Consider the following 12,110-nt stretch of genomic DNA (forward strand, 5'->3'; position numbering starts at 1 on the left):
GGCACATGCTGCGGGGCTGTGCTGCATCAGAAGCGCGAGGTCAGGCCGACGAACATGCGCCGTCCCGGCACGTAATAGTCGACCAGTCCATCGGCCATCGGGCCCTTCTTGAACAGGTTTTGCACGCCGCCGCGCACGGTCCACTGTGGCGTGACCTTGTACGACACGACGGTATCGACGATGGTGTAGGCTTTTTCGGCCAGCTTGCCCGCATCGAGTTCCTTGCCCGTGTACTGGGCAGATACTTCGCCGAACAGCTGGTCGTTGACCTGCCAGCCCAGCGCCGAGTACCACGACAGTTTTGGCGTCGACAGCAGGTTGGCGCCCGTGGTCAGGTTTTTCGCTTCCGCCATGTAGGTCACGTTGTTACGCCAGTTCAGGTTTTTCGTCAGCGGGATGGTGGCCGTCGCTTCCAGGCCGCTGGTGCGCGCCTTCTGGATATTCGTCATCTTGGTCCACCAGCGCTGTTGGTAAAAGCCCAGCGGCGCATAGTCGATCTTGTTCTTGAAATCCGTGTGGAAGTAGGTCAGGCCCACGTCCCAGCCATTCTGTTCCCACGCCACGCCGATCTCGCCGGCCGTGCTCGTTTCCGGCTTCAAGTCTGCATTGCCGGCCATGTAACAGGTGCCTTTGACGTAGCCCAGCGGTTTCAGGCTGCCGCAACCGCGTCCTGCCGAGTTGGTCGCTGCCGCCGGCGAGTTTTCCTTCAGGCTCGGGGCGCGGAAGCCTTGCGAGACGCCGCCCTTGATGGTCCAGGCGGGGGCAGGGTGGTACACCAGGTACAGGCGCGGGCTGTAATGGTTGCCGAACTTGCTGTGGTGATCGAGGCGCAGGCCGGCCGTGGCCGTCAAGTCCTCGCGCAGGAACAACTGATCTTCCGCAAACAGGGCCGAGGTGGTGCCGGACAGGGTGGCGCCGCTTACGGGGTTGCCCAGGTAATCGGTGGGCACGGTGCCGATGGTGTTCGTGTTCGTCAGTTCCTGGTGCTTCCACTGGCCGCCCATCACCAGCATCTGTTCGATGCCGCCCCAGCCGAGCCGTTTTTCCAGGCTGGCATCGAGTGTGCTGTCCTTGGATTTCGCCACCGTGCCGACGTCCTGGTTGTCGAAGTCGTTGTGATACAGGTTGACCGTGGTCTTGCCGAAGTCCCAGCGGCCTTCGTAGCCGAGGCTGACGCTCTTGCGTATCAGCTTGTTGGCGCCCCAGCTGGGGACCAGCGGCTCGCCGTCCGCATCGCGTGTGCTCGAATCGCTGGCTTCCTGCCTGCCATAGCTGGCGTCCAGCGACAGGTTCTGTTTCTTGCCCAGCGCCCAGGTCAGCTGGCCCGAGACAGTCTGGTTGCGTTCGCCGCCGATGCCGCCCGCTTTGTCGTATTTTTCATCGGGATTCTGGCGCGTCTGGCTCACGCCCAGGCGCATGCCGACCGTGTCCGACAGGGGGCCTGCCAGGTTCACGCCCAGCTGGTGCGCCGTGCCGCGGTCGCTGTCCTGCGGCTGCGTGTAGTTGGCTGTGGCCGAGCCGTTCCACTTGCCCGGCACCTTGCGCGTGATGATGTTGATCACGCCGCCCATGGCGTCCGAGCCGTATAGCGAGGACATGGGGCCACGCACCACTTCGATACGCTCGATCATGTCGGGCGAGATCCAGTTCAAGTCCTGGCGGCCCAGGTCTGGGCGGTAAGCCGTGTCGGCCGAGCTGCCCACGCGCTTGCCATCGACCAGGATCAGGGTGTATTTGTCGGGCAAGCCGCGCAGCTTGATCTTCGACGCTTCGCCTTCGGGGCCGGTGCCGCCCGTCACGCCGGGGATGCGGCGCAACAAGGTGTTGAGGTCATACACCGGCTGGCGCTCGATTTCCTCGCGCGTAATGACGCTGATGCTGGCCGGCGCATCCTTGATATCGATGGCCGTGCCGGAAGCGGTGACGACCACCGTGTTCATGGTGGGATCGGCGGCCACAGTGCCTTCGGCCCAGGCGCTGCTGACGGCCAGCGACAGCAGGCACGGCAGGAGCAGGGCGGCGGAATGCATGGCGCGGGCGGGAGTGGAAACGGGGGAGGCGAAGGCGGGACTACGCTTGGTCATGGTGAACTTTCCGGATGTTGTTATTTCCTGGCTGCCTTCCGGGTGGCTCGGGTATAAATGAATGAAAAGAGAATAAACTGCGCTCGAATTCCGCTAATGAGAATAAGAATCGTTCTTATTGTAATGCCATGCTGGCAAGAAGGAAAGTGCTGAAAGGAAATAAAACACCGTTGCAGCATGTGCATGGCATCTGGCGCCGTGTGTGCCAATCATGAAAGCGGTAAGATCGATGCTTGGGGAGGTGGCATGAAGACGATGATAAAAACCATACCGGCGCTGGCCTGCGCCATGCTGCTCGCAGGCGGCCATGCCGGCGCCCAGGAGCCGGCGGCGCTTGATGACTTGCCTGTATGCCAGCTCGACCCGCGCGACAGCGGCAAGCTGGCGGTGGAACCTTGCCGCCCGGCGCCGCCCGTGCAGCCGCGCCGTTCCGTGGCGCAGGTGATCGGTCGCATGCCGGGACAGCCTGCGCCACCGATCATACCCATCGCGCCTTTGCCGCCCAGCCCGGCCGTGCCCATGCCCGGTGCGCCGCAGCCCATCGGTGCCTGCGACACAGGCGGTTGCCGCGATGCGGCAGGCGCGCGCTACAACGGCGCGGGCAACGCCACGCTCGATGCCAACGGCCGCATCTGCCATCGCAACGGCGCTTTCATCCAGTGTTTTTAATCCTTCCATACGCCAGGCTGCAAGTTTTTGCTCGGTGAGCGCAAAAATGGCTACAATTGTCGCCGACATTACGTTTACGTAAACGTAATGATGGCATCATGCACCATGCAACCATCGGGCGCCGGGAACACGGCCCTTATCACTCAGGAGATTTCATGCAGATTCAGGACAATGTATTCATCATCACGGGCGGCGCATCGGGTTTGGGCGCAGCCACGGCGCGCATGCTGACGGCCGCTGGCGGCAAGGTCGTGCTGGCCGACGTGCAGACGGAGGCGGGCCAGGCTTTGGCCGCTGAATTGAACGGTGTGTTCGTGCAGTGCGATGTCACGTCGGAAGAAGATGGCATGGCCGTGGTGGCGGCGGCGACCAAACTCGGTACCCTGCGCGGCCTGGTCAACTGCGCCGGCGTGGCGCCGGCCGTGAAAACCGTGGGCAAGGATGGCCCGCATCCGCTGGCCCTGTTCCAGAAAGTCGTCAACATCAACCTGGTGGGCACCTTCAATATGTGCCGTCTGGCGGCCGATGCCATGGCCAAGCAGGAAGCGACCACTGAAGGCGAGCGCGGCATCATCATCAACACGGCTTCCGTGGCGGCCTACGATGGCCAGATCGGCCAGGCCGCATATGCGTCGTCGAAGGCGGCCGTGGTGGGACTGACCCTGCCGATGGCGCGCGACCTGTCGCGCAACGGCATCCGTGTCATGACGGTGGCGCCCGGCATTTTCGAGACGCCGATGCTGCTGGGCATGCCGGCCGAAGTGCAGGACGCGTTGGGCAAGATGGTGCCGTTCCCATCGCGCCTGGGCAAGCCCGGCGAATACGCGCAACTGGTGAAAGCCATCGTGGAAAACGTCATGCTCAATGGCGAAACTATCCGCCTGGACGGCGCCATCCGCATGCAACCAAAATAAGAGTACCTGGGCAATGCCCAGGGCGTTGTTGCATGGCCTTGCCGTACTATTCGTACTGTCTTCGGCCACGCGCCTAGCCCTGTACATTGCCAGGCACTCTTACGAGCGCAGTGCCCTGACGGGCATTTGATGTAGGATACCCCCGTATGGGGCGTACAGCCTTGCTCGGCTGTGCGCCCTTTTTTTATTGGAGAATCCATGATCACATTGAAGCCGCTGGCGCTGAGCCTGACCTTGCTGGGAGCCCTGGCTGCCTATCCTTCCTTTGCCGAATTGCCGCAAAAGGCGCCGGAGATCGCCACCGCGTATGCGGAAAAATCGGGCTGGGCGGCGCAGAAATTCATGGTGGCCGCCGCCAATCCGCTGGCCGCCGATGCCGGCTACCAGATGCTGAAAAAAGGCGGCAGCGCCATCGACGCGGCCATCGCCACGCAGCTGGTGCTGACCCTGGTCGAACCGCAGTCGTCGGGCATCGGCGGCGGCGCCTTCCTGCTGTACTCTACGGCCAAGGGCGTGCAAGCCTTCGACGGGCGCGAAACGGCGCCCGCCGCTGCTGACGAACACCTGTTCCAGAATGCCGACGGCAGTCCCGTCTCGCGCGTCACCGGCGTGGTAGGCGGGCGTTCCGTGGGCGCGCCGGGCGTGCTGCGCATGCTGGAACTGGCGCACAAGGAGCATGGCAAGCTGCCGTGGGCGACCCTGTTCGCCCCCGCCATCCGCCTGGCGCACGGCGGCTTTCCCGTCAGCCAGCGTCTCAACGGCCTATTAAACTGGGACCAGGCGCTGAAGCGCGACCCCGTTGCCGCTGCGTATTTCTATGACCAAGAGGGCAAGGCCTGGCCTGTCGGCCATGTGCTGAAAAACCCGCAGCTGGCGCGCACCCTGCGCGAGATCGCCCGCGGCGGCGCCGACTCTTTTTACCAGGGCCGCATCGCGCGCGACATCGCCGCCAAGGTGGCGTCGCACCCCACCAATCCGGGCAAGCTGACGGCGGTCGATATCGCCGGCTACCGGGCCAAGGTGCGCGAGCCTGTCTGCAGCGACTACAAGGCCTGGACCGTGTGCGGCATGCCGCCGCCATCGTCGGGCGGCATCGCCATCGCGCAGATGCTGGGCATGCTGGAAGTGAAGGATATCGGCCCGTATGCGCCCTTCGACGGCGTGCTCGATGCGCAGGCCATCCACCTGTTCTCGGAAGCGGGGCGCCTGGCTTACGCGGACCGCAGCCGCTACGTGGCCGACACGGACTTCGTGCCGCTGCCGGGCAATGGCATCGCCTCGATGCTCGATAAAACCTATCTGGCGCAGCGCGCCTCCCTGATCGGCGAGAAATCCATGGGCCGTGCCTTGCCCGGCACGCCACCCGGCATGCAGGTGGCGTGGGGTACGGACAACGCCTTGCAGCGCCCGTCGACCTCGCACCTGGTGGCGGTGGACGCTTTTGGGGGCGGCCTGTCGATGACCACCAGCGTGGAAGACGCGTTCGGTTCGCGCCAGATGGTCGACGGCTTTTTGCTGAATAACCAGCTGACGGATTTCTCATTCGATTCGCGCGATGCCGATGGCCCTATCGCCAACCGCGTACAGGCTGGCAAGCGTCCGCGCAGCGCCATGTCGCCCACGCTGGTGTTTGAAAAGGGCACGCACAAGCTGGTGCTGGCGACGGGATCGCCCGGTGGCTCGTCCATCATCAATTATGTCGCCAAGGTGCTGGTCGGCACCATGGACTGGGGCCTGAACGTGCAGCAAGCCATCAACCTGCCGAACTTCGGCAGCCGCAACGGCCCGACCGAGCTGGAAAAGGGCCGCGCGCCGACCGCGCAAGTCGAGGCGCTGCAAGCCATGGGCCACGAGGTGCGCGTCATCGAACAGAATTCCGGCCTGCAGGGCATCATGCGCCTGAATGCGCATGGCAAGGATTTCTGGTTTGGCGGGGCCGATCCGCGGCGTGAAGGCATGGTCAGAGGTGATTAGGGGCACCGGACCAAACCTACTGCGCGTCGGTATAGGCGGCCTGCGATGCTCACCGTACTAGAGTACGGTTGCGCTTCTTAGCCGCCTCTCCCTTCCGCTCGCTACGGTTTTGTCCGGCGCCGTGATGCAAACAATATACCTGCAGGAACTGGCGTCTGCCTTCCAAACTTTTCCACAAAGCATCAAGACCCTGCTAATCTGCCGGCATGGGGATACAAAATAAAACAGGCTTGATACTCACGGGAGGGGGCGCCCGTGCCGCCTACCAGGTGGGCGTGCTGCAGGCGATTTCGGCGATACTGTGGGAAGCGGGCTGGGCGCCTGCGCGCAACCCCTTCGACATCATTTGCGGCACCTCGGCCGGCGCCATCAACGCCACGGCGCTGGCCTGCCGGGCCGATAATTTTGGCGAGGGCGTGCAAAAGCTGCTCGACGTGTGGCAGCACATCGAAGTCGAGCAAGTCTACCGCGCCGATTCGCTGGGCGTGATCCGTTCGGGCGCGCGCTGGCTGTCGCTGCTGTCGTTCGGCTGGTTGCTGCGCCAGTGGCATGCCTCGCCGCCCAATTCCCTGCTCGACAATACTCCGCTGGTCAGCCTGCTGCACCGCATGCTCGACCTGCCTCGCCTGGACGCGGCGCTGGCCGACGGTTTGCTGCATGCGCTGGCCGTGACGGCGTCGTCGTATTCGGGTAGCCGCCACATGACGTTTTACCAGACGGGGGCCGAGATCGCGCCCTGGGTGCGCACGCAGCGCCTGGCCTTGCAAGACCAGATCGGCGTGGAGCACTTGCTCGCCTCGGCCGCCATCCCTTTTATTTTCCCCGCCGTGCCCCTGTATGTGGGCGGCCAGCGCGAGTACTGCGGCGATGGATCGATGCGCCAGCTGGCGCCGATTTCCCCGGCCATTCACCTGGGTGCGAACAAGGTGCTGGTAGTGGGCGCGGGGCGCATGACGGAACCGGCGCCCGCCGCGTCCGAAGCGGCGCGCTACCCCAGCCTGGCGCAGATCGCCGGCCACGCGCTGTCGTCGATCTTCCTCGATGGCCTGGCTGTCGACATCGAGCGCCTGAACCGCATCAACCTCACCTTGTCGATGCTGCCGCCTGAATTGCTGGGCAAGACGGCATTGAAACCGGTGGAGTTGCTGGTCATCGCGCCGTCCGAACGGCTCGACGCCATCGCCAGCCGGCATATCGGCAGTTTGCCCCGTCCCATCCGCACCATGTTGTCGGGGATCGGCGCGGCCGAAGCGCGCGGCGCGGCATTGGCATCGTATTTATTGTTCGAATCGACGTATACTAATGAGCTGATCCGTCTTGGACAGCGCGATACGCAGGCCCGCAAGGACGATGTACTGGCGTTTTTTGGTTCTTGAGACGGCCCCCGGAACAGTAGCCGGAGTTTTCGCGTTTTTTTTGACAGGACGATTGTGCTGGTATTTCGACGTGCTTGCGAAGTGGTATTGCTGTTGTCTTTGCTGCTGCCGGGCGGCCCGGCAGCAGCGGCGCCTGCGCCCACCCTGCGTTTCGAGCAGCTCAGCGTCGAACAGGGCCTGGCGCAGGAATCGGTGCTGGCCATCGCCCAGGACCGGCAGGGCTATATGTGGTTCGGCAGCCAGTCTGGCCTGAGCCGTTACGATGGCTACCGCATGGTCGTCTACAAGAATATCGAGGGCGACAAGACCAGCCTGGCCGACAACTGGGTCGGCAAGCTGCATGTCGATAGCCAGGGTCAGCTGTGGGTGGGCACCGACAACGGCCTGGACCGCTTCGATGCCGCCAGCCAGACCTTCGTACACTACGTGCCGGCCGAAAAGAGCAAGCGCGGCAACGGCAACCGGCATATCCACGCTATTCTTGACGATGGCGCGCGCGGCTTCTGGATCGCCACCTCGGACGGCTTGCAGCATTTCGACCCCGCCACGGGCGCCTTCCGTACCTGGCACCATGAAGAAGGCAATCCGCACAGCCTGGGCGACAATGAAATCAAGGCGCTGGTGCTGGACGCGCAACAGCGCCTGTGGATAGGCACCGTCACGGGCCTGGACATGCTGGCGCCGGGCAGTGACCGCTTCGAGCATTTCGCCGTCGACACGGAGCCCGGTTCGAAGTACAACGTGATCCAGTCGCTGCTGGTGGACCGCCAGCAGAATTTGTGGATCGGCACCATGGCCGGCGCCGAGCGCTGGCGCCTGGGCGGCGCCGGGCAGGCACCGCAGGCACGCCTGCGCCTGAATGAAAAACAGGGCTTTTCCGCCATCCGCATCGCCAGCCTGTACCAGGATATCGACGCCACCGTCTGGCTGGGCAGCAACGCCGATGGCCTGTTCCGCTGGCTGCCCGAGAGCGATACCTTCCTGCAGTATCGCCACCAGACGGGCGACAAATTCAGCGTCGCCGACAATCAGCTGTCGGCGCTGTACCGCGACCGCGCGGGCACCTTCTGGGTCGGCTCCTGGTACAACGGCGTGAGCCGGGTCGACCTGGGCAGCGGCGGCTTTTCGCGCATGGCGCGGGCGCCCGGCGATGTGGGCGCGCTGGCGGACAAGAAAGTGCGCGCCGTGGCCGATGCGGGCAACGGCAAGCTGTGGCTGGCCACCAAGGGCGGCCTGAAACTGTACGATACGCGCGACGGCAGCTCGCGCGTGTTCGACCTGCGCAGTTCGCCCGGCATGTCGCGCGACGAGCAGGTCACCACCCTGTACAAGGCGCCAGATGGCACTCTGTGGGTGGGCGGCTCGACGGGCTTGCACCGCTTCGATCCCGCACTCGGGCGTTTTATTACCATGCGCTTTGCCGCCGGCGACCCGAACAGCGATACCATCCGCAATGTCGTGAGCGATCGCAGCGGCATGCTGTGGGTCTCGACGCGCGGCGGTGTGCACCGCTTCGACCCCGTTAGCAAACGCTTTACCACCTACCGCCACGATCCGGCCAATCCGAATAGCCTGTCCGACAACATGGTGCGGCCCGTGCTGGAAGACGGCAAGGGGCGGCTGTGGATAGGCTCTTTCCACGGCCTCGATTTGCTGGACCGTGCCAGCGGCCACTTCCGGCATTTCCGCCATGATCCGCAAAACCCGCATAGCCTGAGCCACGACGAGGTGCACTTCCTGCACGAGGACAAGCGCGGCGTGCTGTGGGTGGGCACGGCCAATGGCCTGAACCGCATGGACATCGATGCGAAGGGCGAGATCCGCTTCCGGCGCTTCGTGCGCAAGGATGGCATGGCCGACGATGCCGTCGCCAGCATCCTGGGCGACGATAACGAGCAGCTGTGGCTGAGCACGAACAGCGGCATCACGCGGCTCGACATGCGCAGTGGCCTGTTCCGCAACTACGACAGCGCCGATGGCACGGTGGAAGGCTCGTACTTCGATGGCGCGGCCCTGCGCGCGGCGGACGGGACCATGTATTTCGGCGGTTTTAACGGCATGACGGCGTTCGTGCCGCAGGATATCCACGACAACCGCGTGCCGCCGCTGGTGGCCATCACGGAACTGCAGATATTCAACAAGCCGGTGGCCATCGGCCGCGGCGAGTTCGCGCACGTGCTCAGGAAAGCGATCGACCACACGCGCAAGCTGGTGCTGACCAGCCGCGAAAGCGTCTTTTCGCTGGAATTTGCGGCCCTGCATTTTGCGGCACCCCAGCGCAACATGTTCGCCTACCGGCTCGAAGGCTTCGACCAGGACTGGGTCATGACGGATGCGGGGCGGCGCTTTGCCACCTACACCAACCTCGATGCGGGCAATTATGTGTTTCGCGTCAAGGCGTCCAACAAGGACGGCGTGTGGAATGAGAGCGGCGCCACCTTGGCCATCACGATTCTGCCGCCGTTCTGGAAAACCTGGTGGTTCCGCACCCTGATGGCGGCGCTGCTGCTGGGCGCCGTGTATGGCGCTTACCGCCAGCGCATGCGCGCGCTGCGGCGCCAGCAGAACGAGCTGGAAAAGCAGGTCAGCGAACGCACGGCCGAGTTGCAGAGCAAGGAAATCGAAGTGCTGGCCCAGTCGGAAAAGCTGGCGCAAGTCAACAGCAGCCTGACGAAAAACGAGGAAAGCCTGCGCCAGGCCAAGCGAAAGGCCGAGGACGCGACGCGCCAGAAGTCGGAATTTTTGGCCAACATGAGCCACGAGATGCGCACACCGCTGGCCGGCGTGATCGGCATGCTGGGCTTTGCCCTGCGCGACGAGCAGCTGCACGACGCCACGCGCGAGCAAATTTTGCGGGGCCAGGCCAATGCCCAGTCGCTGCTGGTGATCATCAATGACTTGCTCGACTTTTCCAAGATCGAGGCAGGCAAGCTGAGTATCGAAAACATCGATTTCGCGCTCGGTGCGGCGATCGAGACGGTCGTCAGCCTGTTCGAGGAGCAGGCGGCCGCGCGCAGCATCGGTTTTGCCATCGATTTCGCGCCCGACCTGCCGCCCTTCGTGGTGGGCGACCCGACCCGTTTGCGCCAGGTGCTGGTCAACCTGGTCGGCAACGCCTTCAAGTTCACCCAGCGCGGCGGCGTCAGCGTATGCGTCGAGCGGGCCGGCGTGGCTAGCGGCAGCGACGGGCACCGTGTCAACCTGATCCGCTTTACCGTCAGCGACAGCGGCATCGGCATCGATGCGGACGCCATGGCGCGCCTGTTCCAGAAGTTCGAGCAGGCCGACGCCAGCACCACGCGGCGCTACGGTGGCACGGGGCTGGGCCTGGCGATCTGCCGCCAGTTGGTCGAACTGATGCAGGGCGAGATCGAGGTGGCCAGTACGCCGGGGCAGGGCAGCACATTTGCCTTCACCTTGCCGCTGGCCGATGGCGTGGCGCCGCCGCTGGTGCCGCAGGTGGCGCTGGCGCCGCACAGCCACCAGTTGCGCGTGCTGTGCGCGGAAGACTTCCCCACCAACCAGATCATCATCCGCGTCATGCTCGAAGAACTGGGGCACCGTGTCGACGTGGTCGCCAACGGCGTGCTGGCGGTGGCGGCCTGCGTACATACGCGCTATGACCTGATCCTGATGGACGGGCGCATGCCGGAGATGGACGGCGCCACGGCGACGCGATTGATCCGCGTGGGCGGCTGGCCTGACCAGCCCGTGCGCGACCAGGAACTGATGATCGTGGCCCTGACGGCGAATGCCAGCGAAGAAGACCGCAGCCGCTATCTTGGCGTTGGCATGGATGATTTCCTCAGTAAACCAGTGGACGAGGCGGCGCTGCATGGCTTGCTGGCGCGCGCCATCGAACGCCAGTTGCAGCGCGGCTTCATGTTGCCGCGCATGCCGTCGAGCGCGCTGCGCGGCGCCGCGCGGGGGCAGGCCGAACTCGATGCCCTGTTCGGCATCGCGCCGGCAGTTCCTGTCGCGGCGCCGTCCCCATCCATCCGCAGCGGCGAACTGCAACGGCGCATCCGCGTCGCCTTCGTCGCCGACCTGGAGGGGCGTCTGCGTGAACTCGACGCTGCCCTGGCGACGCAGGACAGGGACAACGCCGGACGCCTGCTGCATGGCTTGAAGGGCAGCGCCGCCTATCTGGATGAAACGCAGCTGCACATGCTGTGCACGGAAATGGAAGAGGCGGCGGACGGCGGACGCTGGACGCAGGTGGCCTTGCATTTGCCGCAATTGCGCGCACTGTTGGCGCTGATAGCCGTTTCGGGCAAAGAAATGTAAAATAGGCAATGCTGGCCATGGAGGGCGCGGCGAAACTGGGTAGAATACGGCCAGGCCCCTGACGCTGCCGGCAATGGAGAAAGCAATGAAAGTACTGGTGGTTGACGATGATGTCGTGTCGCGCATGGTATTGATGCATTTGATCGACAGCTGCGGCGTGCACGATATCGTGGAAGCCGAAGATGGCGCGGCGGCGTGGGAGCAGCTCGAAGGCGGCTTGCGCCCCTCGCTGTGCTTTTGCGACTTGCGCATGCCGCGCCTGTCCGGCATGGAGCTGCTGCAGAAAATCCGCTCCGACAGCGCGCTCGATGCCATGCCGCTGGTGCTGGTATCGTCGGCCAATGACCACGATACGGTACGTGACGCCGTGCAGGCCGGTGCTGCCGGCTATATCGTCAAACCCTTTCAGCCGGAGCAGGTGCGCCAGCATATCGACGCCTGCTTCGACGTCTCGGCCTTGCCGGCCGAGGCGCCGCGCGACACCTTGCAGCGCCTCGGCATCGACGGCGAACGCCTGCAGGCCTATCTGACAGGTTTCCAGGGGCAGGTCGGCGCCGCCAGCGAGCAGGTCGACGCCTTGCTGGCGCGCGGCGAGCCGGCGCAAGCGCGCCAGCAGCTGGAACGGCTGCACCTCGGTTGCCGCACCCTCGGTTTGCATGGTGCGGAAGCTGGCATGAGCGCACTGTTGCGGTCGGCGGTGCTCGACGGCGACCAGATGCAGGCGGTGCTGACCGTGCTGGCGCGCAGCGTGGCGCAGCAGGCGCGCCTGGCGCGGCAGTGCGACGGCGCCGACTGAATCTGCTGTT

The 12,110-nt window shown here is 64.5% G+C and carries 7 protein-coding genes; 6 read left to right on the top strand and 1 reads right to left on the bottom strand.

Annotation, left to right across the window (positions count from 1 at the left end; translation table 11 throughout):
• Positions 1-26: 26 nt before the first annotated feature.
• Entirely contained in the window at positions 27-2,084 is a 2,058-nt protein-coding gene (locus ACQ4WL_RS21200) for a TonB-dependent receptor domain-containing protein (RefSeq protein ID WP_436511513.1), read from the bottom strand.
• A 246-nt stretch (positions 2,085-2,330) separates the two neighbouring features.
• On the opposite strand from ACQ4WL_RS21200, the gene ACQ4WL_RS21205 reads away from it, so the two are divergent.
• The 6 genes from ACQ4WL_RS21205 (at position 2,331) to ACQ4WL_RS21230 (ending at position 12,100) form a co-directional block, all read left to right on the top strand.
• A complete protein-coding gene (locus ACQ4WL_RS21205; protein ID WP_436511514.1) occupies positions 2,331-2,753 on the top strand; it encodes a hypothetical protein in 423 nt (140 codons plus the stop codon).
• Between the two features lie 155 nt (positions 2,754-2,908).
• Positions 2,909-3,667, top strand: coding sequence for a 3-hydroxyacyl-CoA dehydrogenase (locus ACQ4WL_RS21210; RefSeq protein ID WP_436511515.1), 759 nt, complete (start codon positions 2,909-2,911; stop codon positions 3,665-3,667).
• A 198-nt stretch (positions 3,668-3,865) separates the two neighbouring features.
• Positions 3,866-5,641, top strand: coding sequence for a gamma-glutamyltransferase (gene ggt, locus ACQ4WL_RS21215; protein WP_436511516.1), 1,776 nt, complete (start codon positions 3,866-3,868; stop codon positions 5,639-5,641).
• 206 nt (positions 5,642-5,847) lie between these two features.
• Complete coding sequence (locus tag ACQ4WL_RS21220; protein WP_436511517.1) at positions 5,848-7,017, top strand: patatin-like phospholipase family protein; 1,170 nt, start codon at positions 5,848-5,850, stop codon at positions 7,015-7,017.
• A gap of 81 nt (positions 7,018-7,098) precedes the next feature.
• Entirely contained in the window at positions 7,099-11,304 is a 4,206-nt protein-coding gene (locus tag ACQ4WL_RS21225) for a hybrid sensor histidine kinase/response regulator (RefSeq protein WP_436511600.1), read from the top strand.
• 85 nt (positions 11,305-11,389) lie between these two features.
• Positions 11,390-12,100, top strand: coding sequence for a response regulator (locus tag ACQ4WL_RS21230; protein WP_436511519.1), 711 nt, complete (start codon positions 11,390-11,392; stop codon positions 12,098-12,100).
• Positions 12,101-12,110 lie beyond the last annotated feature (10 nt).

Source organism: Janthinobacterium kochi (assembly GCF_051380715.1).
Classification (GTDB): Bacteria; Pseudomonadota; Gammaproteobacteria; order Burkholderiales; family Burkholderiaceae_D; genus Janthinobacterium.

Bases quoted from the DNA above. Each gene is read 5' to 3' on its own strand.
- ACQ4WL_RS21205 (WP_436511514.1), top strand. From the start codon at position 2,331: ATGAAGACGATGATAAAAACCATACCGGCGCTGGCCTGCGCCATGCTG.
- ggt (WP_436511516.1), top strand. From the start codon at position 3,866: ATGATCACATTGAAGCCGCTGGCGCTGAGCCTGACCTTGCTGGGAGCC.
- ACQ4WL_RS21220 (WP_436511517.1), top strand. From the start codon at position 5,848: ATGGGGATACAAAATAAAACAGGCTTGATACTCACGGGAGGGGGCGCC.
- ACQ4WL_RS21210 (WP_436511515.1), top strand. From the start codon at position 2,909: ATGCAGATTCAGGACAATGTATTCATCATCACGGGCGGCGCATCGGGT.
- ACQ4WL_RS21230 (WP_436511519.1), top strand. From the start codon at position 11,390: ATGAAAGTACTGGTGGTTGACGATGATGTCGTGTCGCGCATGGTATTG.
- ACQ4WL_RS21200 (WP_436511513.1), bottom strand. From the start codon at position 2,084: ATGACCAAGCGTAGTCCCGCCTTCGCCTCCCCCGTTTCCACTCCCGCC.